21 protein-coding genes are annotated in these 22417 nt (G+C 36.3%); all 21 read left to right on the top strand.

Going from position 1 to position 22417, the window contains the following annotated elements:
- Positions 1-74: 74 nt before the first annotated feature.
- The 21 genes from CKK03_RS05670 to CKK03_RS05770 all read left to right on the top strand — a co-directional run bounded on the left by CKK03_RS05670 (position 75) and on the right by CKK03_RS05770 (position 22320).
- Positions 75-1013 (top strand): carbohydrate ABC transporter permease, encoded by a 939-nt coding sequence (locus tag CKK03_RS05670; protein WP_245864007.1) that lies wholly within the window; start codon positions 75-77, stop codon positions 1011-1013.
- Positions 1014-1847: a carbohydrate ABC transporter permease gene (locus CKK03_RS05675; protein WP_099361629.1), complete on the top strand. Its 834-nt coding sequence runs from the start codon at positions 1014-1016 to the stop codon at positions 1845-1847.
- A gap of 36 nt (positions 1848-1883) precedes the next feature.
- Positions 1884-3251 carry an alpha-L-fucosidase gene (locus CKK03_RS05680; protein WP_099361630.1) on the top strand — a complete coding sequence of 456 codons (1368 nt, stop codon included), beginning with the start codon at positions 1884-1886 and terminating at the stop codon, positions 3249-3251.
- A 174-nt stretch (positions 3252-3425) separates the two neighbouring features.
- Entirely contained in the window at positions 3426-4298 is an 873-nt protein-coding gene (locus tag CKK03_RS05685; RefSeq protein WP_099361631.1) for an amidohydrolase family protein, read from the top strand.
- Positions 4285-4626 (top strand): UxaA family hydrolase, encoded by a 342-nt coding sequence (locus tag CKK03_RS05690; protein ID WP_245864032.1) that lies wholly within the window; start codon positions 4285-4287, stop codon positions 4624-4626. Before CKK03_RS05685 ends, CKK03_RS05690 begins: the two co-directional genes overlap by 14 nt.
- A complete protein-coding gene (locus tag CKK03_RS05695) occupies positions 4610-5776 on the top strand; it encodes a UxaA family hydrolase (RefSeq protein WP_099361632.1) in 1167 nt (388 codons plus the stop codon). Before CKK03_RS05690 ends, CKK03_RS05695 begins: the two co-directional genes overlap by 17 nt.
- A gap of 20 nt (positions 5777-5796) precedes the next feature.
- Positions 5797-6615: an SDR family NAD(P)-dependent oxidoreductase gene (locus tag CKK03_RS05700; RefSeq protein ID WP_099361633.1), complete on the top strand. Its 819-nt coding sequence runs from the start codon at positions 5797-5799 to the stop codon at positions 6613-6615.
- Positions 6612-7385, top strand: coding sequence for an SDR family NAD(P)-dependent oxidoreductase (locus CKK03_RS05705; RefSeq protein WP_099361634.1), 774 nt, complete (start codon positions 6612-6614; stop codon positions 7383-7385). Before CKK03_RS05700 ends, CKK03_RS05705 begins: the two co-directional genes overlap by 4 nt.
- A gap of 14 nt (positions 7386-7399) precedes the next feature.
- Positions 7400-8287 (top strand): fumarylacetoacetate hydrolase family protein, encoded by an 888-nt coding sequence (locus CKK03_RS05710; RefSeq protein WP_099361635.1) that lies wholly within the window; start codon positions 7400-7402, stop codon positions 8285-8287.
- Positions 8280-8702 carry an RbsD/FucU family protein gene (locus CKK03_RS05715; RefSeq protein WP_099361636.1) on the top strand — a complete coding sequence of 141 codons (423 nt, stop codon included), beginning with the start codon at positions 8280-8282 and terminating at the stop codon, positions 8700-8702. Before CKK03_RS05710 ends, CKK03_RS05715 begins: the two co-directional genes overlap by 8 nt.
- 408 nt (positions 8703-9110) lie before the next feature.
- Complete coding sequence (locus CKK03_RS05720) at positions 9111-10415, top strand: ABC transporter substrate-binding protein (RefSeq protein ID WP_099361637.1); 1305 nt, start codon at positions 9111-9113, stop codon at positions 10413-10415.
- A 100-nt stretch (positions 10416-10515) separates the two neighbouring features.
- On the top strand, positions 10516-11400 hold the full coding sequence (locus CKK03_RS05725; RefSeq protein WP_099361638.1) for a carbohydrate ABC transporter permease: 885 nt from the start codon (positions 10516-10518) through the stop codon (positions 11398-11400).
- On the top strand, positions 11400-12215 hold the full coding sequence (locus CKK03_RS05730; RefSeq protein ID WP_099361639.1) for a carbohydrate ABC transporter permease: 816 nt from the start codon (positions 11400-11402) through the stop codon (positions 12213-12215). Before CKK03_RS05725 ends, CKK03_RS05730 begins: the two co-directional genes overlap by 1 nt.
- Positions 12216-12320: 105 nt before the next feature.
- Positions 12321-14312 (top strand): beta-galactosidase trimerization domain-containing protein, encoded by a 1992-nt coding sequence (locus CKK03_RS05735; protein WP_099361640.1) that lies wholly within the window; start codon positions 12321-12323, stop codon positions 14310-14312.
- Positions 14313-14380: 68 nt separating this feature from the next.
- A complete protein-coding gene (locus CKK03_RS05740) occupies positions 14381-15256 on the top strand; it encodes a sugar phosphate isomerase/epimerase family protein (RefSeq protein ID WP_099361641.1) in 876 nt (291 codons plus the stop codon).
- 30 nt (positions 15257-15286) lie between these two features.
- Positions 15287-16348, top strand: a complete 1062-nt coding sequence (locus CKK03_RS05745) for a Gfo/Idh/MocA family protein (RefSeq protein ID WP_099361642.1) — start codon at positions 15287-15289, stop codon at positions 16346-16348.
- The gene (locus CKK03_RS05750) at positions 16349-17236 is read left to right on the top strand and encodes a sugar phosphate isomerase/epimerase family protein (protein WP_099361643.1); all 888 of its coding nucleotides are present in this window, start codon (positions 16349-16351) and stop codon (positions 17234-17236) included. It abuts the gene before it with no gap.
- 158 nt (positions 17237-17394) lie between these two features.
- The gene (locus tag CKK03_RS05755; RefSeq protein WP_099361644.1) at positions 17395-18549 is read left to right on the top strand and encodes an ROK family transcriptional regulator; all 1155 of its coding nucleotides are present in this window, start codon (positions 17395-17397) and stop codon (positions 18547-18549) included.
- A gap of 39 nt (positions 18550-18588) precedes the next feature.
- Positions 18589-19605, top strand: a complete 1017-nt coding sequence (locus CKK03_RS05760; RefSeq protein WP_099361645.1) for an asparaginase — start codon at positions 18589-18591, stop codon at positions 19603-19605.
- A gap of 245 nt (positions 19606-19850) precedes the next feature.
- Positions 19851-21587, top strand: coding sequence for a sensor histidine kinase (locus tag CKK03_RS05765; RefSeq protein WP_099361646.1), 1737 nt, complete (start codon positions 19851-19853; stop codon positions 21585-21587).
- A gap of 1 nt (position 21588) precedes the next feature.
- Complete coding sequence (locus CKK03_RS05770; RefSeq protein WP_099361647.1) at positions 21589-22320, top strand: LytR/AlgR family response regulator transcription factor; 732 nt, start codon at positions 21589-21591, stop codon at positions 22318-22320.
- Positions 22321-22417 lie beyond the last annotated feature (97 nt).

The raw sequence follows: 22417 nt of genomic DNA on the forward strand, positions 1-22417 counted from the left end.
TCGATACGAAAGTTTCAACTTTTGATACTAATTGGGCTTTCAGCTATTAAACCTAAAGAAAAGGGGTGGGATTATTGGCTAAGTCTCAAGTAGAGTTATCACAACAGCTACCCGTGAAAAATACTTTTAAATTTTCTAAGCATGGGCTATTTATTCTAGGTTGTTTATCACCTGCGATTATTTTAGTCTCTATTTTTGTGTATTTTCCTTTATTTCAAGGAATTGTAATGGCATTTCAAAATTATACGTTATTCGATATTACGAATCGACCATTTGTAGGTCTTCAGAATTTTAAAAACGTTATTTTTACTTCTGAATTTAACTTGATCCTAAAAAATAGTTTTATTTGGGTATTTGTATCCCTCTTTTTCCAGCTAATTATTGGTTTCACGATTGCCCTTTATCTACGAAAACATTTTAAGGGGAGAGGAATCTATCAAGCTCTTATTTTTTTTCCATGGGCAATGTCAGGATTCCTGATTGGTATCATTTGGAGATGGATGTTCAATGGTCAAAATGGTGTCATAAACGATTTATTAATGCGGCTTGGAATCATTGATCAGATGATCCCCTTCCTTTCGTCACCTCAGTGGGCGATGGTATCTGTTCTTATTGCAAATATTTGGTATGGGGTTGCCTTTTTCACCATCATGCTTCTTGCTGCTTTGCAATCAGTTCCAAATGAGCTATATGAAGCAGCGGATATGGATGGAGCGAATGGTTTTCACAAATTATTCAAGGTAACCATTCCATATATTATGCCAACGATTATTACAACAGTATTATTACGTTTTATATGGATTTTAAACTTCCCAGACATTATTTACGGTATGACAAATGGGGGACCAGCGGGATCGACTCATATTTTACCAACTTATATGTTAGAGAAAATTATATTTAGTCAGAACTATGGGGAAGCATCTGCAATTGGGGTCATTATGATTTTCATACTAACTACTTTTGCGATTTTCTACCTAATGGCAACTCGCTTTGATAAGGCTGGTGACTTTTAAATGAGTATAAGAAGTTCTGTATTTCTATCAATAAAAATTATATTTTTGTCCATCGTTTTTATACTGACAGCGTTCCCATTATATTGGATGGTGGTTACATCTTTAAAACCATCAAAGGATATTTTCACGGTTCCATTATCCTATTGGCCAGAGACTATCTCCTTTGAAAACTACATTAATATATTTGGTATCTCGAACTTCCAAGTATATATTACAAACAGCTTAATCGTTTCCCTGGTTTCAGCACTTTTTACGATGCTTATTGCCCTACTTGGAGGATATGTTTTAGCAAGATTCGACTTTAAAGGGAAAAATCAAATATTTTTGGCATTTTTAGTGACGCAAATGATTCCCATTTTTATATCATTGGCACCACTCTATCTATTAATGTCAAATTTAGAGCTCTTGAATCGATTACCATCTATTATGATAATGTACACCGTCATGACGATTCCGTTCTGTACCATCATGATGCGAAGCTTCTTCCAACGCATTCCTGTAAGTATAGAAGAGACAGCGATGATTGATGGTTGTTCGAGACTAGGAGCATTATTTAGAATCGTTGTACCTGTCATGCTTCCAGGAATACTATCTACTTTTATATTTGCATTCGTTCAAGCATGGAATGAGCTGTTCCTTGCAGTTATGTTCATTGACCAAGAACAAATGAAAACAATTCCTGTAGCGATGAATTCATTTATTACAAAGTATGATATTGATTGGGGTGCAATGTCTGCTGCAACAGTCATTTCTGTTATACCTACTTTGATTCTCTTTGCTGTAGCGCAAAAGTACATCGTAGAAGGCATGACGGACGGAGCGGTAAAAGGATAAGAAATTGCAAGACTATTATGGTCGGAGGTTGTGTATATGACAAAAACTACTATTCAATATAAACCGACTTGGGATTCTCTTGATTCAAGGAAGATTCCAAGCTGGTTTCAAAATGCGAAGTTTGGCATTTTTATTCATTGGGGTGTGTACTCAGTCCCTTCATGGAGAAAATTGAGTGACGAGAGATTTGGTTCGTATGCAGAGTGGTATTATGCATCAGTGTATAGTGATTATAAAAACAATGGAGATGACTTCCACGAGCGGATTTACGGAAAGAATTTTAAATATAGAGATTTCGCTAGCAAATTTACAGCTGAATTGTTTGATCCAAGCTTGTGGGCAAAAATATTTAAAAATGCAGGAGCAAAGTATGTCGTTTTAACAACGAAACATCACGATGGATACTGCCTATGGCCAACTGAAAATAAACACAAAAAAAACTGGCGTGTAACCGATGTCGGTCCAAAGGTTGATGTCCTTGGTGAACTGGCAAATGAGGTTCGTAACCAAGGGATGAAAATGGGTATCTATTATTCCATTATCGATTGGGAAACAAACTGGAGCCACCGACCGGAATCAGGATATTTCATTCCCGAAGAGGATCGCCAAAAGTATGGAATCAATGAAGAAAATTACACCGACGAAATTCTTATCCCACAATTAAAAGAGCTTGTTGAAACATATAAACCTTCCCTAATCTTCTCGGATGGCGGGGAATGGGATTTAGATGAAACTGTAGCACAAACAAAGGAATTTTTAGCATGGTTGTACAACGAAGCATCTAACAAAGAGGAAGTCGTCGTAAATGATCGCTTCTGTGTAGGGATGCCAGGAAAGCATGGTGACTATTTCTCAAGCGAGTACCATGATGTCGATCACTTAGCACAAGACCAAATTTGGGAGGAAAGTAGAGGCATCGGAGGATCCTATGGATTTAACCGTGCGGAAAATTTAGAAAACTACTTAACGTCTGAGCAACTTGTCCATGAGCTAACAAGTATTGTTGCACGTGGCGGGAATTTGTTGCTGAACGTTGGCCCAACATGGGATGGACGAATTCCAATTATTCAACAGCAAAGGTTAAAAGATATTGGTGATTGGCTACAGGTTAACGGTGAGGCTATTTACGAGACAAGACCGTTTGTGGGAATGAGTGGGTCAACGTTAAAGTTTACTTCAAATAGCAATCATATTTACTGTATCATGGATAATTGGCCGAATGAAGAGGAAAAATTCGAGCTAAAAAAGAATTTATCGATTGAATCGATTCAAATTTTAGGATTAGATACAGATTTGGACTATCAAGTAGAGGGTCAAAAGCTTACAATAAAAACGCCATTACTGCACCCTGCAAAATTACCTTGCCATCATTCATATGTTTTCAAGATTAAGTTGAAGGAATAATCGTTTAGGGAGAATTTGAGATTGGATGGGCTGCAAATTTAAATAGGCAGCCCCAGTTACTCTAGGACTGCCCTTGACCAAACGTTAACAGTAGACCATAACAAAAATGGTTAAATCCTACTTTTATAGTGGCGTACTGCAAGTTGTGTTATCGGTAACGTTAAAGTAACATGAATGGGGGAGAATTTCATTAAAATTATTGATTCACATCAGCACTTTTGGAAATTAGACCGAGGAGACTATGGGTGGTTGACGGAGGAGCAAGGTATCCTTTATCAAGATTATTTACCAAAAGACCTTGAGCCATTTATGAAAAAACATTCAGTTTCTGGTACGATCCTTGTCCAAGCAGCGCCGACGGTTGAAGAGACTCTTTATCTACTATCCTTATATCGTCAATATGAGTGGGTTTATGGTGTTGTAGGTTGGCTAGACTTCTCCTCTACCAATTTTAAAGCTCAGTTACAATCATTATTAAACCGACCGGGTCTTGTTGGGTTACGACCGATGCTACAGGATATTGATGCGAGTGACTGGATTTTACAAAATCAAGTTATAGAAAACTTGAAAGTACTAGCTGAGGAACAAGTTCCACTAGACCTTTTAATTAAGGAACGCCATATTCCATATGTGATTTCAGCTTTGGAAAAAATTCCTGATCTAACGGCTGTCGTTGATCATCTTGCAAAACCGAAAATTGCTAATGGCGATACTGAGCTTTGGAAGAAGGATATTAAGCATTTAGCCTCATTTTCAAATGTATGGTGCAAGGTTTCGGGGTTAATGACAGAAGCGGAACCTCATTCTTGGAAGGTAAATGATTTTCAACCATATATTCACCAAATCATAAATTCATTTGGCCCGTCACGTATCCTTTTTGGAACGGATTGGCCGGTTTGTTTAGCAGCTGGAAACTACGAAGATGTATTTAAAATTGTTAATAAATGCTTGCCAGAAAGCTTAAGTACTTCAGAAAAACAACAAATCTTTTATTCAAATGCAATAAAATTTTATAAATTAAGAGAAAGGAGTGATAAGTGTGAGTAATAAAGAAAAAGAAATTAATAGTATTGTAATGTCAGAAATTGATAATGTAGCCACCCTTTTACAAGAAGCTAAGTTGGGTGACACGGTTCAATTTGTTTTAAATGGAAAAAGAGAAGTAGTAATTTTAAAACAAGCCATTCCATTTGGCCATAAGATTGCGATTAAACCAATTATAAAAGGAGAAAATATTGTGAAATATGGACAGGTTATTGGTGCAGCAAGCGCTGATATAACACCAGGTGAACATGTTCATGTTCATAATATTGAAGGAATCCGAGGCAGAGGGGATAAAGCGAAAGGGGAGGAAGAGAATGAGTACACTCATTAAGGGGTATCGTCGAAAAAACGGGGGGATTGGAATCCGCAATCATTTACTCATCATCCCGACAGTTGTTTGTGCAAATCATGTATCAAATCGAATTCAACAATCCGTACCAGAATCAGTAGCTATTCCACATCAGCACGGATGTAGCCAAATAGGTGAAGACAAGGAACGTACACACAAGATTCTAGCTGGTATGGGTAAAAACCCAAATGTCGGTGCTGTTCTATTAGTAAGCTTAGGCTGTGAAGTTATCGATGCGAGTGAACTACAAAAAGAAATCATACAAGAAACAGGTAAGCCGGTTGAATGGATTGATATTCAGGATGCAGGCGGATCGATTAAAGCAATTCAAACAGGCTCCGAAATACTAAGGAGATTACATAAAGAAATTGAAAGTATACCGAATGAAGAAGTACCTCTATCGGAATTAATCGTCGGTGTAAAATGTGGTGGCTCAGATTCAACTTCAGGATTATGTAGTAACCCAGCTTTAGGAAAAGCATCTGATTTACTAACAGCACAAGGCGGCACAATTGTCATGGGTGAAACAACAGAAATCATCGGGGCTGAACACATAGTTGCTGAAACGGCAATAAATGAAGAAGTTGCAAAGAAAGTCTATAGGGCTGTTGAAAAATTTGAAAAAGAAGTAGAGCGTATCGGCGCGGATATGAGGGGAGGTAATCCTAGCCCTGGTAACATCGATGGCGGCTTATCAACAATTGAAGAAAAATCACTTGGCTGTATCAGTAAGGCAGGAACAAGTCCACTGAAGGATGTTATCCCATTTGCTGATCCAATTCCGGGTAAGGGTTATTATTTCATGGATTCTCCCGGTAACGATATTGAGTGCGTGTCAGGGATGGCAGCAGCAGGTGCGCATATGGTTTGTTTTACAACTGGCAGAGGAACACCGACTGGAAACCCAATTATCCCGGTCATAAAAATTACAGGGAATGAAATAACAGCCAAAAGGATGGAAGACAATATCGATGTTGACACAAGTCCCGTCATGAAAGGAAACGAAACACTAGAAGAATCAGGAAGACGTATTTTGGAGTCAATCGTGAATGTAGCTAATGGTGAACTGACAAAGGCGGAGATTTTAGGCCATCAGGAGTTCAGTATTAGTAGAATTAGCATCAGTTTGTAAAGGGAGGGGGATTAGCGATAATGGGGAAATTGAACAATCGAGTTGCCCTAGTTACCGGTGGCAGCAAAGGAATCGGAGCAGCTATTGTGAGGAAGTTAGCAGAAGAAGGGGCGAATGTAGCTATTAACTACTATCCTTCTCCAGATTCCTATCAGGATGCAACAGCAATTAAAGCAGAAATCGAAAAACAGTTTGGTATTCGAGCAGTGACCGTTCAGGCCGATGTAGGTAAAAAAGATGAGGTTGATAATATGATAGATGAAGTGGAAAAAGAACTTGGCATCATCGATATTCTTGTCAACAACGCAGGGATTGCTCCTTTTGAAACATTTATGAATCTATCTGAAGAAACATGGGATCGAACGTACCAAACCAATGTAAAAGGGATCTTTTTAACATCCCAACGAGCAGCAAAGAATATGATCAAAAAAAAATTTGGGAAGATTATCAACATCAGCTCAACAGCCAGTGTTGTCGTAACAAGTCCAGTGATTCCACATTATATTTCATCAAAAGCGGCAGCGGCTCATTTAACAAAAGCTTTAGCCATCGAACTCGGCCAATACAATATTAATGTGAACGCGGTTGGTCCTAGTACCATCGATACCGAGTTTTGTAAAGGGTATTTAGATGACCCAGAAATTCGTGCTAAGGAAATCGCAGCTAACCCAATGAAACGGCTCGGAACTGAAAAGCAAATTGCGGATGCAGTGGCATTTCTAGCTTCAGAGGAAGCGATGCAAATCAATGGACATTTGTTGATGGTTGATGGTGGACTTACTGCTAAAGCAGCGCAACCGGAAGATAATCTAAACCATGAAATGGGGGCCACATTGTGAGATTACAAGAAAAGGTAGTAATTATTACTGGCGCTGGGAGTGGAATTGGGAAAGAAACAGCACTTTTATTTGGAAAAGAAGGCGCTGTGGTGAACGTACTTGATGTAAATAGTGAAAATGGTCAACAAACTGTTAATGATATTGAAAATAATGGTGGGAAGGCAGCGTTTTCTCAGGTAGATGTAACGAACCCAACAGAGGTAGAGACTGTCATTTCAAAGATTGTTGAAGAAAATGGAAGAATTGATGTGTTATTTAATAACGCAGGAATTAGCAACGTTGGAAGATTGGACGAAGTCGAGCCTGATGCATGGAATCGCATTATGCAAGTAAATGTTAACGGCGTCTACCTTGTATCTAAATATACTGTTCCTTTTATGATGAAACAACAAAGTGGTTCAATAATTAATATGTCATCATGCGTTGCAGAAATGGGGTTAGCGAAACGTGCTGCTTATGCAGCAACGAAGGGAGCTGTGCTTGCTATGTCAAAATCAATGCAAGTTGATTATGCTCCTTACAATATTCGTGTTAACGCACTTCTACCAGGAACAATCATGACACCATTTGTAGAGGGCTATTTACGAACAAGCTATGATAACCCAGAGGAAGCTATCGGAAACATCAAGAAAAGACAATTAAGCGGAGACTTAGGAAGACCAATTGATGTGGCTAAAGCCGCGTTATTTCTTGCTTCAGATGAATCTTCATTCGTCATGGGATCGCCATTCTATGTAGATGGCGGAGTTGTTTTTGGGAAAAATGCTTAATGGAGGAATAAATCATGAAATTCGCAACTATTAATGAAAAACTAGCGGTACAACTTCAAGGGAAATTAATTGATATTGAAGCAACAGCAATCCAAAATAACTGGGACAGAGTTCCATCGGATATAATGGAAGTCATCAATTTAAAAGAAGCAGAAAGGACCCGTTTTGAAGAAAAACTAAAGAATGCATTTAGTGTTGTAGAATACGATGAAAATGAAGTAACATGGGGACCTGCTGTTACAAAACCACATAAAATTATTTGTGTTGGTTTGAATTATAGAAAACATGCGGACGAAACTAATGCCCCATATACTGAATACCCAATTTTATTCAATAAATTTGATAACACATTAACAGGTCACAACTGTGAAATTGTGGTACCAAATGTGACAAAAGAACTTGATTATGAGGTGGAGCTAGGTATTGTAATTGGGAAGAAAACTAAAGACGTATCAAAAGAAGATGCACTTTCCCAGGTATTTGGCTACTGCACAGTAAATGACCTTTCCGCACGTGATCTGCAATTTAGAACACAACAATGGTTATTAGGAAAAACATCTGACGGTTTCAGTCCAATTGGTCCATACCTTGTAACTTCTGATGAAGTTGGTGATCCGAATAATCTCGCGTTGAAAACTTATGTAAATGGAGAGTTACGCCAGGATTCGAACACATCGGACATGATTTTCAATTGTGCAGAAATTGTAAGCTATATCTCTAAATATATGACATTAGAGCCTGGAGATTTAATTCTAACTGGTACTCCTGAGGGTGTTGTACTTGGATTGCCTATTGAAGAGCGTGTGTACATTCAACCAGGTGATGAAGTAACGGTTGAAGTTGAAAAATTAGGCCGTTTAACAAATGCATTTGTCAAAGAGGGAGCTTTAGTAAATGCTTAAGGGAATTCCGCCCATTCTTTCACCAGACTTAATCAAAGCGTTGATGGAAATGGGGCATGGAGATGAAATTGTACTTGCAGATGGAAACTTTCCAGCTGCAAGCCATGCTAATCAATTAATTCCTGCGCACGGACATGGGACAGAGGAATTACTTAAGGCAATTTTAGAGTTATTTCCACTCGATACGTATGTAGTTTCTCCTGTTATGTTAATGGGAACAGTTGATGGTGACCCTTGTCCAGATATTTGGAATAGATATGAAGAGATTATAAAGCAAAACAGTGATTCGCAATTCCAAATCGAAAAAATTGATAGATTTGATTTCTATACACGTAGTCGTAAGGCATATGTTATCGTGGCAACTAGTGAGCGCTCTCCTTATGCAAATATAATTTTAAAAAAGGGAGTACTGTAATATTGAATTATGAAACTTAGCAATAGAAAGGAAAGCTAAGCTTTCCTTTCTATTTGGTAAAAAATATTATGTCTTTTTCGTAAAATATAAAACTAAATATATGTGAGGGGATTTGCAAAAAATTATCATTTTTCATAAAACTTCGCATTGAAACAAACTGTACTTGAAGTTATACTTGCAAATAGATAGTTATATTTAATTAATTTCATCAGTGGAGAAATTAATGGTAAATATATATAAAATTTGGTTTTAATTAATTAAAATAATCATATTTATTAACATGGAGAAAAGATGTTGTTTCTGTAATCAAACGAGACAGTAATACTAAAACGCGATCGGGGGGGTGATTAATAAAAAAATGTAAGCGTTTGAGAGTTGAAAATTAATTAAAAACAGGGGGATAGAACGATGAAAAAAACAGTGATAATTGCATTTATGGTTTTATTGAGTACAATCCTAGTTGCATGTAGTGGTTCAGGGGATCAGGCTAATAGTGAAGAAGATAAAATAAAGATTCGATTATTAACTAGAATGGCAGGTACTACCACACAAGTTGGCATCTATAAAGATATCATTAAAGAATTTGAAGAAAAGCATCCTGATGTAGAAGTGATTGATGAATCTCAAGGAGATGAGTCTGCTTTTAATAATAAATTGAAAACAGACCTTGCATCAGGAACTCTACCAAATATTTTTAGAGTTCAAGGTGTTGCAAACCTAAGTGAATATATTGAAGGTGGCCTATTAATGGATATGAATCCTGTTTTAGAGGAAGACACTGTGTGGGGTTCTGGCTTTACTGAAGGTGCATTAAAATATTACCAAGTTCCAGGTCATGAAGGAACATATGGAATCCCAATGGAATCAGGATTAATAGGGGTGTATTATAATGAAGAATTACTTCAAAAAGCTGGTATTAGTCAATTTCCAGAAACTTGGGATGACTTACTTACAGCTATCAAAAAGTTAAAAGAGACAAATGTGACACCAATAGCACTAGGTGCTAAAGCAACCTATATGGCAGGTCATTTGCATAATCAGATTTTTTACAAATGGTTGGGAACCGATGCTGCCAAAAAGCTTGGTACAAGAGAGCTAAAATGGACTGATCCTGACGTAGTTCAAACTCTTGAATACGTTAAGGAATTGAATGACATGGGAGCTTTTGGTAAGGATTCTGCAGGTATTAGTGATGATATTGTATTAACAGATTTCCTACAAGGGAAGGCCGCGATGATTATAACTGGTCCTTGGAATATCGGCAAGTTTATTAGTTCAGAGGACACAGAGTATACGGACTCTATTAAACTAGCTAAGTTCCCTTATTTTAAAGAAAAACCAGAGTTTAAAAATGAAGATATGCAAGTTTTAAGTCCTTATATGGTTAATGGACAACTTGAAGGTAAGGAAAAGGAATATACTATTGAATTGCTTAAAATGCTTACCTCTGCAGAGGCAGCTAAAAAATATGCTGAGGAAGCACAATTCTTAGTTCCTAGGTCAGATATTGACATTGATGAATCAAAAGTCTCCGAATTATTTTTAAAGAATATCGAATTAGGTTCAACTTCCAGTGGAATAGCAGTAGATGTATTTGATTTTGATCCATTAACGTCTATGCAGGATAGAACCAGAAATTCCATTGTAAGTATGTTCATTGGTTCTAGCGCTGAAGAAGCAGCAAAAGAAATTCAGAATGAAATAGGCAAATAAAGGCACTCAAAAACGTAAGTATAGCCCCTATCTTTCTAAGAATCCATGTTAGATAGGGGACACTTCTAAAGCAATAGTCTATAAAAAAGGGGGGAAATAGATGAATGTAAGGAGTAAAAAAGAAAAGTCAAAAATCTTTCTATTTACTTTACCAGCTTTACTTATATACATAGTTTTTCTAATTATTCCAATGATTGGAGCAATCTATTTTTCCGTCGTGAATTGGAATGGTATAAAAGGTTCACCTTTAGAATACGTTGGGCTTGATAATTACCTTTATGTTTTTCAAGATAAGGGCTTCCTTATTTCATTGAAGAATATGTTTTATATGGTCGTCTTTAGCGTAATATTTCATACACCCATTGCTTTATTGTTAGCAGTTGCAATTAACTCTAAATTTAAGGGGTATAGGTTCTTCAAGGTTGTTTATTTTGTGCCAACCATTTTCCCATTAACTGCTATTGGTTTACTTTGGTATTTTATTTTCATGCCTAATGGTTCTTTAAATAGTTTTCTAGATTTAATTGGACTAGCGGAAATTACTAAGGGATGGTTAATAGACCCTAGTACTGCAATGGGAACTATTATATTTGTAAATATTTGGGCAGGTATTGGTTATTATATGGTAATTCTTTTAGCAGGTTTAACAACAATACCGAATGAGATTTATGAGGCTGCTGAAATAGATGGAGCATCACCATCAAAAAAGTTTTTTCACATAACAGTTCCTATGCTTAAACCAATAATTACATTATGTATATTAATGGATATTATCGGAACTGTAAAAGTATTTGATCTAATTTTTGTAATGACAGAAGGTGGCCCAAACGGATTAACAAATCTTCCAACAACTTTAATGTATTATGAAGCATTTAGATATGGTAATTATGGAGTGGGAAGTGCTATAGGGATTATCATCTTAATCATTGCTCTTATATTAACTATAGGTAGTGAAGCTGTCATGAATAGAAAGGAGAAGAATTAATGAGAAGTAAATTAGTATTATATACTTTTATTATTGTTATGGCTTTCGTATTTGTTGGTCCTATGCTATTTACATTACTTTCTTCTCTAAAAGGAAATAATGAGATTTTTAGTGCACCGTTTAGTTTACCTGAAGTTTTTAAGTTTGAAAATTATTTAATTGCATGGAATGAAGCGAATATGAGTAGATACTTCTTTAACAGTATCCTTATATCTGTGGGAACTGTGGTTATTCTCGCTATCGTTGCATCTATGGCCTCCTATGCTCTTGCTAGGTTTAACTTTAGAATAAATAAATTTCTTATGCTGTTTTTTCTACTGGGAATGATGATTCCTATGCATACTGTTCTCGTACCTGTAGCGTATATGATTGGTTTGTTGGGGTTAAAGAATAACCTGGTAGCATTAATCCTACTTTTCGTTGCTTTTTCTTTATCCTTCAGTATATTAGTCCTTCAACGTTTTATGCAGGGGATAAGTCAATCGCTTGAAGAAGCTGCGATTATCGATGGTGCAAGTTATATGCAAATCTATTTAAAGGTAATTCTACCGATGTCTGTTCCGGCTATATCAACAGTTTCAATTTTTAACTTTTTAGGTGCGTGGAATAACATTCTTTTCCCACTTCTCTTTATAAACGATGATAAATTAAAACCGATTGCATTAGGTCTACTAAATTTTAGTGGAGAACGTGGTTCTGAGTATGGACCCTTAATGGCTGCAATTGTAATAACTATTTTAGTCCCACTATTTGTTTATTTATTATTCCAAGAAAAAGTCGAAAGTGGACTCGCAGCAGGCGCTGTGAAAGAGTAGAAAATCCCTTTATTTAAAAGGAAAACTAGTAACCTATTTATTATCCTAATATCTTTTTATCTCAATGTTTTTACAAAACTAGAATAAAGTACGGAGGTTGCGCAATTGAATGAATTAAGAAACAGACAGGTACATTTAGACTTTCATACTAGTGAACATATTCCTAATGTTGCAAGTAAGTTTGTTGCTGAAGACTTTGTAGAGACTCTAAAAAAGGCCAATGTAAATTCGATTACTTGTTTTGCGAGATGCCATCACGGATGGTTATACTATCCATCAAAAAAACATCCAGAATTAATACATCCTAATCTAGAAAATAAAAACCTATTATTAAAACAAATTGAGATTTGTCATAAAAATGATATTAAGGTTCCAATATATACAACGGTTCAGTGGGATAGTTATGTAATGAAGCATCATCCTGAATGGCTCTGTGTGGACGAGAATGGAGAGTTTATTAATAGTCAGAACGTTCCTGAGCCTCATTTTTATTATACAATTTGTTTAAATAGTGAATACCGACAATTTTTCAAGGAGCACTTAGAAGATATTATTGAAGTAGTGAGACCTGAAAATATAGATGGCTTCTTTTTAGATATTCTTTTTAAGGTAGATTGTCATTGTAGTAACTGTTTTAAACAGATGAAACGTAAGGGTCTTAATACAGAGATTAAAAGAGATAGAATTTCTTATTCATTGATTATGTTAGATGAATTTAGAGAAGAGATAAGTGCTTTAATTAAAGAAAAAGTTCCACAAGCAACTATATTCTATAATAGTTCCCATATTGGTCCAACTCAAAAAAAGAGTTTGGCAAGCTTTACACATTTAGAATTAGAATCATTGCCTAGTGGAGGCTGGGGATACGACCATTTTCCTGCAACTATGAGATATTCTAGAGGGTTAGGCAAAGATATTGTCGGTATGACAGGAAAGTTCCACACATATTGGGGAGACTTCCATTCACTTAAAAATAAAGCAGCATTAGAATTTGAATGTTTTAATATGTTGGCACTCGGAGCTGCTTGTTCGATTGGAGATCAACTTCACCCAAGTGGAAAGCTGTCAGAAGCTGCTTATGATTTGATTGGTCATGTTTATAGTAAAGTTGCAAAAGTTGAAGAATACATTAAAGACAATAAACCTCTATCAGAAATAGGAGTATTTACACCAGAAGAATATTACGTACCGGGCGATCACAATCTTGGGATTCATCCATCATTGATTGGTACTGTTAGAATGCTTCAGGAATTGTCATACCAGTTCGATATAATCGATAGCAAAATGGACTTTGAAAAATATCAATTGTTAATTTTACCTGATGTAATTGACTTTACCCCTGAATTGCAAACCAAGCTAATAGCCTATACGCAAAATGGTGGCAAAGTAATAGGAACCTACGAGTCCCTTATAGATAAAGATAAAAAAGTTAGCAATTTCTACGGTAATCAATTTCATGGAAGTTCAGAGTACGATCGAGATTTCGTGTTACCCAATGCTACTATCGGAAAAAACCTTTACCAAGAAGAATATGTAATGTATGGAAAAGCTGCAAAAATAGAATCATTAGAGTCTGAAGTATTAATGGATACAATTAAACCGTACTTTAACAGAGAAGGCGAGACTTTTTGCTCTCATCAACATGCACCTTCTTCAAAAACACTCGGTTCTCCTGCTGTCACTAGAAAACAAAATGTAATCTATTTTGCACATCCTATTTTTAAGCTGTATCGAAAAAATAGCCCTACTTGGTGCAAAGAGATGGTTAAAGATGCAATAGAACTGTTGTTAGATCATAAGTTGGTTACTCACAATGGACCTTCTACCCTTTTAACAACTTTGAACGAAAAGGAAAATGAGTATAAATTGTTGCATTTCCTTCATTATATTACAGAAAAAAGATCTGAAGATATATATACAATTGAGGATGTTATTCCTCTTTATAATATCGAAGTTAAGTTGCTTATTGGAGACAGAAAAGTGAAAACGGTAAAAAATATACAAAAACAAGAAGAAATGCAATTTGAAGTAGAGAATGAATATATTAAATTTAATATTGATAAAATTGAAGGTCATCTTATGGTATTAATTGACTAGCCTTGAATTTAGGCGATTATTGGGGATTTATATAGAAAAATAGATAAAAGAATTGGAGAGTGAGTTTAGTGAAAGTTGGTTTAAGTACTTATAGTTTAGTTAGAGAATTAAGAGAAGAATCAATGAACGTGTTAGATGTTATAAAATGGGTTGCTGATAATGGTGGAGAACATGTAGAGTTAGTTCCCTACGGCTATTCAGTTGTCGATAACATCGAATTAGCTGACCAAATCAAAGAAAAAGCTGCTGAAGTAGGAGTTGAATTGTCAGCTTATTCTTTACCAGCCAATTTTGTTCAGGAAACAGAGGAGGCTTTCAATGAAGAAGTTGAACGACTTAAAAAGCATGTAGATATTGTCAATCGATTAGGAATTAAAATTATGCGACATGACGTAACTGCATTCACCTTGCCACCAGAACATATGACTATACATTATTTTGATGAACATTTAGAAAAACTAGTATTAGGAAGTCAATTAATAGCTGATTATGCATCACAATATGGAATTACCACAACGATAGAAAATCACGGTTTTAATGTTCAGTCAAGTGACCGTGTTCAAAGAGTACTTCGTGAAGTAAACCGAGATAATTTCAAGACAACACTTGATGTTGGCAATTTCCTTTGTATTGATGAAGATCCACTCGTAGGAGTTAAGAAAAATATTAAATATGCCGCAACTGTTCATTTTAAAGATTTCTACATCCGTCCATATTATGAAAATCCAGGAGATGGTGTTTGGTTTAGAACAGTAAATGAAAATTATTTAAGAGGTGCAATTGTTGGCCATGGTGACCTAAATATTCGAGAGATTATTAGAATTGTTAAAAACTCTGGTTATGATGGGTATTTAACAGTTGAATTTGAGGGAATGGAAGACTGTAAGGTTGGTTCGAAAATTGGTATGGATAACGTAAGAAGACTATGGAATGAAATAAAATAAAAAAAGCCCTTGGGGAAGGATGGGATAAATGTGGAGAAATTAAAAGTATGTGTGATAGGTACGGGCTCAATTTCTGACATGCATTTACAGTCTTATGCGAATAATTCTGACGCAATTTTATACGGAGTTTATGATTATTCGACAGAGAGAGCGGAAAAAAAAGCAAAGCAATACGGAATAGAGCGTATATATTGCAGCTTAGAAGATGTCTTCCAGGATCCAGAGGTAGATGCTGTAAGTATTTGTACGTGGAATAATACTCATGCTGATATTTCAATTGGTGCCCTTAAAGGTGGAAAACACGTATTAGTTGAAAAACCTTTGTCAATGAATGTTGAGGAAGCAATTAAAGTACAGGAAGCTGTACGCGAAACGAACAAAATATTGCAAGTAGGCTTTGTACGAAGATTTGCAACAAATACAAAGGTACTAAAGGCCTTCATTGACAATGGTAAATTGGGAGAAATATATTATGCAAAAGCATCATGTTTACGCCGTTTAGGGAATCCTGGTGGATGGTTTGCAGATAAAGAACGTTCTGGTGGAGGTCCTTTGATTGATTTAGGTGTACATATTATTGATATTTGTTGGTACTTAATGGGTCGTCCGAAGGTAAAGTCAATTACAGGACACACTTATCATCAACTTGGGAACCGCGGAAATGTTGAAAACCTTAGTTTTTATAAGGCTGCTGATTATGATAAAGAAAAGAATACTGTTGAGGATATGGCAAATGCTCTTATTACATTTGAAAATGGTGCTTCACTAATGGTTGATGTTTCGTTTACACTCCATGCAAAGAAAGATGAGATTCAAGTGAAGTTATTTGGTACAAATGGTGGAGCAGAATTAGAACCTGAATTAATGCTAATAAGTGAAGAAAATAATACAATTATTAATATTGACCCACAGGTCGATCATAAATCCTTTGATTTTAATAATGCATTTCAAAGTGAAATAGATGCTTTTGTCACTAGTTGTTTGACTGGAGAAAAACCTGTTGCTACTGTTGAGGATGGGGTTGAAATTATGAAAATTCTCCATGGAATTTATGAAGCTTCTGATAATAAAAGTGTGGTGACATTTTCATAAATGGAACAAGTAAAAGTCTTAAATAAAATAGGTATTATTGTAGATGGCTTGGGATTACCCCTTCAAGAAGGACTTAAAGTTGCGAAGGATATTGGAGCAGACGGTGTACAAATCTACGCGGTCGAAGGAGAAATGGCGCCAGAAAACCTCAGCACAACTGAACGGAAGGAACTTAGAACTTACATTCAATCATTAGGGTTGGAGATATCTGCTCTCTGCGGTGATCTAGGAGGTCACGGATTTCAGGATAGCGCACAAAATAAAGCTAAAATTGAAAAATCAAAAAGAATTTTAGACCTCGCAGTTGAATTGGGCACAAATATCGTTACAACACATATTGGTATAGTTCCTGAGGAAAAAAATAGTTTTATATATGAAAATATGCAGAGGTCCTGTGATGAACTAGGTATTTATGCTAAAAGTTTGAATGCTTATTTCGCAATTGAAACAGGACCCGAAACATCTATGACATTGAAGTCATTTTTAGATAGCTTGAGTACCAATGGGGTCTCTGTTAATTTTGACCCTGCTAATATGGTTATGGTAACTGGAGATGATCCAGTTGAAGGTGTAAGGGTTTTAAAGGATTATATTGTTCACACTCACGTAAAAGATGGGATACAACTTAAGCCCGTTGATCCACGAGATGTTTACGGTTCAATTGGATATGGGGAAGGTTTAGAACATGAAAAAATTTCCCAAATGGTTGCGTCTGGAAAGTTCTTCAGGGAAGTACCTCTTGGCGAAGGTTCTGTTGACTTTAACAAGTATTTTGAAGTTTTAGATGAGATTCAATATAAAGGATATCTAACGATTGAACGAGAAGTAAAATCTAACCCAATAAAGGATATATCAGAAGCTGTACAGTTTATTAAAGGATATAGATAGAACGAGAAATATCAATTATCTGTACACAATAATTATTACACAAAGGCATCCTAAAGGAGGTAATAAAATCGCTTTAGGATGCCATTTTAACAACTTTATTTAATTAATTGATTGATTATTGAACAGTATAGATAATAATTTGTGAAGAAGGTTATGAAATGGAGAAACAAGACCAATTATTAATGAAGAAACAGAATAAGAAGTTAGTATTAGAGATTATTAAGCATCAGTCACCTATTTCTAGAATGGAGATTGCAAAAGTAACTGGAATGAGTCCCACAACAATTACTAGAATTGTAAACGAATTGCACGAACAAGGATTTGTAAAGGAAACTGAATTAGTTACCTCAGGTGTAGGGAGAAGAGCAACATTACTCGATGTGTCTGGTGAAGTGCTTTACACTATCGGAATCGAACTTGATAAGTTGATAATCAAAGTAGGCATCGTGAACTATATTGGCGAAATTGTTGCATGGAGAAGTGAGTTAAGGGAACAGTCCGAAAAATACGATATAACGATCGAAAAGGTTTTAAAAATTATTAATGAATTAATTAAAGTAAACAAAATACCAAGAGAAAAAATAATTGGTGTTGCTGTTGGCCTACCCGGTTTAATTAATTACAAAAATGGAATTGTTAATGTTTCAGACCAGTTAAAATGGAAAAATGTAAACTTAGCATCTGATCTACGGGAACGATTAGGTTTTAATGTAATTATTGATAATGAATTAAAAATGAAAATAATTGCTGAGAATTATACTGGTAGAGCAAAAGATTGTCGTAATGCAGTACTAGTAGGGATTGGCTCAGGAATTGGTTCTGCAATTATTTTAAATGGTGAAATTTATAGAGGAGAGTCAAATAACGCTGGTGAGATCGGTCATACAGTAATAGACCCAACTGGAAATGTGTGTAACTGTGGAAAGATTGGTTGTCTAGCAACCTATATTTCAGAGGGAGCAATCTTGTCTGACGCAAGGAAAGTAAAAGATGTTGATTGTATTGAAGATGTTTTTGATTCATATCGAAACCAAGAATCTTGGGCAGTCAATATTCTAGATAGAGCTTCTACCTATATTGCTCTTGCGATAAGCAATATCTTATGCGTATATGACCCAGAAGTAATAATTCTGAGTGGGAATACCATTCAAAAGTTTCCGGAAATAAAAGAGGCAATAGAAAGGAAATTAGATTTATTTGTTTGGGAGCCTATTAAAGAAAAAGTAAAAATGGTGTATTCTGAGTTGCGGGATCGTGGTGTAGTACTTGGTTCAGCAATCCAGGCACAAAATATGCTTCTAGATCTTGAATAAACTTGGTGTATTGATTAAACATCGAAGGGCAGGAATATCATGAAATTTGAACTACTAATTGAAGAAACAAGGGCTGGTTTACTTGAAAATGTTCATATTGGGATGATTTGTGGGGTTAATGAACTTTTCGAAATAAAATATGAGATCGGTGACACAGAACATTATACTTATTTCCGTTCAGCCGCCAAACCAATTCAAGCATTACCAGTATTTCTATCAAATATTATATCGAAATATAATCTAACAAGGGAAGAGGCTACACTGTTTACTGCTTCTCATCGGGGTGAAACATATCATATTGAGGCTCTTGAATCATTGCTAAAGAAGCTCCCGATTAAAGAGGAGGATTTGTTCTGCCCACCTTCTTACCCTTTAAATGTATTTCCAAGAGAGGAAATGCTAAAGAAGGGAATAAAAAAGAGAAGACTTTACCACAACTGCTCTGGTAAACATATGGGATTTTTAGCTGTTTGTCGTGAAATGGGCTATCCAGTTAAGGGATATTGGGAAGCGGATCATCCCCTCCAGCAACACATATTAAGTGTTCTTTCTACTCTCTCGGAGGTACCAATCTCTGATATAAAGATTGGGACTGACGGATGTGGAGTACCTGTATTTGCTATTCCGTTGAAAAACATGGCTATCACGTATCTAAAGCTTGCATGCCCCGATTTGATTGATTCTCCTAATTTAAAAGAAGCAGTAAAACAAATGACGAGTATAATGAATGATCATCCAAGGATGGTTGCATCCAATCAGTTTATTTGCACGACTTTGCTAGAAGATACAAACATTGTAGCAAAGGGTGGTGCTCAGGGTGTTTACTGCATTGGATTAAAAAAAGAAAAAATTGGATTTGCTTTAAAAGTAGCGAATGGATCTGAGGATGTTTGGCCAAACATAGTTGCCGCCATCTTGGAACAAATCAATTACTCTAACAAAGAAACAATTCATAGATTGAAAGCATTAAAACCTTCACTCATAAAAAATGACTCAGGGGTTGAAGTTGGGAGTATTAGGGAAGCATTTACACTAAAGGCCTTTTCTTACAGGTAAAAGAACGCACAGCCTAACCTTTAAATGAGGTTGACTGTGTTTTTTTTTTTGAAAAATATCATATAAATAATATAAGGTATTTGAAGCACAGTAGAGTTGAGTTCTCCCCTCAAAAAACTATCCACAACCCCAAAAATCTTGATACAATAGGGACAGAGGGACAGGTCCCTTGTTCCAAAATTATTACCTGAAGTGGGACAAGGGACCTGTCCCCGCGACCCACAGTCTCAAAAAGGAGCATGTTTATGTTCGTATTGTTGATTACGATGTTGGAGCGGTTAGGGATTATTGTTGCAATCGCTTTTATTTTGACGAGATTGAAGTTTTTTAGAGGGATGATGTATCAGGAGGAGCTGAACCGCTGGCAGAAGCTTGTGGCGATTGTCTTCTTTGGTTTTTTTGGAATCATCGGTACGTATACTGGTTTAAGCCTGAATACGGAAAGTTTGCAGCTTGACCGGTGGGCATCTGCTTTAACCACTGATGAGGCCTTAGCGAATTCACGGGTAATTGGCGTTGTGCTTGCGGGCCTTCTTGGAGGCTACAAGGTTGGTTTAGGAGCGGGCCTAATTGCAGGAATTCATCGCTTTACCTTGGGTGGGTTTACTGCATTTTCCTGTGGCTTTGCATCAATTATTGCTGGTTTTATCTCCGGATACTTTTATAAGAAAAATAAACATGTGAAACTGAGTACAGCATTTATTATTGCAGCCTCTGCGGAAGCACTTCAAATGCTGGTTATTTTACTCTTCTCGCGCCCGTTTGAAAAGGCATGGGCTTTAGTTGAGATCATTGGAATTCCGATGATTTTAGCAAATGGTCTAGGCTGTGCGCTTTTCCTTATGATTATTAAAAGTGTTATTAATGAGGGAGAACGGGTGGGTGCAGTTCAAGCTCAAAAAACACTGCGGATTGCTGACAAGACGCTCGCTTATTTACGGAACGGTTTGAATCGTGAAACAGCTCAGGCTGTTTGCCATATTATTCAGGATGAAATTCAAGCTACAGCTGTCTCGATGACAAACACGAACGAAATCCTAGCGCATGTGGGTCTTGGCCATGACCACCACCGTTCACAAATGCCTATACAAACACAAATTACACAGGAAGTTATTTATAACGGAAAAATTGTAATCGCAAACAAAAAGATGATTCAATGTCGAGATGAGGATTGTCCACTTGGTGCCGCTGTGATTGCGCCCTTAAAACGTAGAGAAGAAACGATTGGGACGTTAAAATTCTATTTCCGTTCTGAAAAAGAAATTACACCTGTTGTCACAGAGCTAATCTCTGGATTAAGTTCCCTTTTAAGTAATCAGCTTGAAATTGCGGAGGCGGACAAGGCATTTCAGCTTGCTAAAGAAGCGGAAATCAAAGTGCTTCAAGCCCAAATCAGTCCGCATTTTCTGTTTAATACATTAAATACGATTCTCTCTTTAGTAAGGAGAGACCCAACAAAAGCTAGAAAACTACTCGTTTCTTTATCACATTTCTTACGTCAGAACTTATCCGTAACGACACAAAATGTAACAACTTTAGAGCAGGAATTACGGCAGGTTCGAGCTTATTTAGAAATTGAGGAAACAAGGTTTGTAGATAAATTGAAGGTATCATATAAGGTAGAGGAAGCTGCTTTGTATCAGCATATTCCACCACTTACCCTCCAGCCGATTGTAGAAAATGCAATCAAGCATGGCATGAAGAATCGTGATGGAGACTTTCAGGTCAGTATTTCCATTCAAAGAGGGAATGACTGTGTTTATGTAAAGGTTGAGGATAATGGAATGGGAATGAGTAAAGAACGTGCTAGGGAAATTTGCGTTACCCCCATCAAGTCAGAAAAAGGTAGTGGTGTCGCTTTATATAATGTGAATAGAAGACTCACGATGCATTTTGGTGAAAAGTCCGCATTAGCAATTAAAAGCGAAGTAAATAAGGGAACGGAAATCGCGTTTTCAATCCCACTTACGGAGGCTATATAAAATGGAAACAAAAATTAAAACACTCATTGTTGATGATGAATTATATAGTCGTGATGAACTGTCACATCTCTTAGAGGCGCATCCATCCATTCAAATAGTCGGGGAAGCAGATTCAGGAGAGGCGGCTATTTTAAAAGCGATTCAACTTCAACCAGATGTTGTCTTTTTAGATGTAGAAATGCCAAAGGTTAACGGAATGGATGCAGCAAAGGCCCTTTTGGAATTAAAAAAGTCACCACTCATTGTGTTTGCAACCGCCTACCCGGAATTTGCTGTGGAAGCATTCCGTTTTAATGCAATTGACTACTTATTAAAGCCATTTGATGAGGAACAACTAGAAGAAACAGTAAAAAGGATCGAAAAACATTTCCAAACATCTGATGAAAGGGAAAAAGGAAAGCAAACTGGGAAATTAGCGATTGATTCAAGCGGTGAGATTATCTATCTTGAGCCCAAGGATATTTTATACATTGTAAGAGATGAAAAAGTAACCAAGCTCATAACTAAGATGGGAGAATACGAGACAAAAATACAGCTGAAAGATTTGGAAAGCAGACTTGAATCATTCGGGTTCTTCCGCATTCATAAAAGCTTCCTTGTCAATTTAAAATATGTCACGCGCCTCACTCCGTGGTTTAACGGTGCGTATCAATTGGAAATTGAAGGTAGAAGTGAACAGCTCTCAGTTAGTCGAAATTATGTAAAGGCATTAAGAGCGAGCTTAGAAATTTAAACAAAAAGGTAGAAATTTTGCGTTTTAGTTCACAATTTGGACACGTTATTGTCGAATTTCTACCTTTTAATCTAAAACCCTCCTAAAACTCATTTTA

The sequence above is a fragment of the Fredinandcohnia onubensis genome (assembly GCF_002734215.1).
GTDB lineage: Bacteria > Bacillota > Bacilli > Bacillales > Bacillaceae_L > Ferdinandcohnia > Ferdinandcohnia onubensis.

Coding starts and splice junctions, on each gene's coding strand:
- CKK03_RS05770 (WP_099361647.1), top strand. CDS start 21,589: ATGGAAACAAAAATTAAAACACTCATTGTTGATGATGAATTATATAGT.
- CKK03_RS05675 (WP_099361629.1), top strand. CDS start 1,014: ATGAGTATAAGAAGTTCTGTATTTCTATCAATAAAAATTATATTTTTG.
- CKK03_RS05765 (WP_099361646.1), top strand. CDS start 19,851: ATGTTCGTATTGTTGATTACGATGTTGGAGCGGTTAGGGATTATTGTT.
- CKK03_RS05720 (WP_099361637.1), top strand. CDS start 9,111: ATGAAAAAAACAGTGATAATTGCATTTATGGTTTTATTGAGTACAATC.
- CKK03_RS05760 (WP_099361645.1), top strand. CDS start 18,589: ATGAAATTTGAACTACTAATTGAAGAAACAAGGGCTGGTTTACTTGAA.
- CKK03_RS05695 (WP_099361632.1), top strand. CDS start 4,610: ATGAGTACACTCATTAAGGGGTATCGTCGAAAAAACGGGGGGATTGGA.
- CKK03_RS05710 (WP_099361635.1), top strand. CDS start 7,400: ATGAAATTCGCAACTATTAATGAAAAACTAGCGGTACAACTTCAAGGG.
- CKK03_RS05730 (WP_099361639.1), top strand. CDS start 11,400: ATGAGAAGTAAATTAGTATTATATACTTTTATTATTGTTATGGCTTTC.
- CKK03_RS05700 (WP_099361633.1), top strand. CDS start 5,797: ATGGGGAAATTGAACAATCGAGTTGCCCTAGTTACCGGTGGCAGCAAA.
- CKK03_RS05680 (WP_099361630.1), top strand. CDS start 1,884: ATGACAAAAACTACTATTCAATATAAACCGACTTGGGATTCTCTTGAT.
- CKK03_RS05755 (WP_099361644.1), top strand. CDS start 17,395: ATGGAGAAACAAGACCAATTATTAATGAAGAAACAGAATAAGAAGTTA.
- CKK03_RS05725 (WP_099361638.1), top strand. CDS start 10,516: ATGAATGTAAGGAGTAAAAAAGAAAAGTCAAAAATCTTTCTATTTACT.
- CKK03_RS05685 (WP_099361631.1), top strand. CDS start 3,426: ATGGGGGAGAATTTCATTAAAATTATTGATTCACATCAGCACTTTTGG.
- CKK03_RS05715 (WP_099361636.1), top strand. CDS start 8,280: ATGCTTAAGGGAATTCCGCCCATTCTTTCACCAGACTTAATCAAAGCG.
- CKK03_RS05750 (WP_099361643.1), top strand. CDS start 16,349: ATGGAACAAGTAAAAGTCTTAAATAAAATAGGTATTATTGTAGATGGC.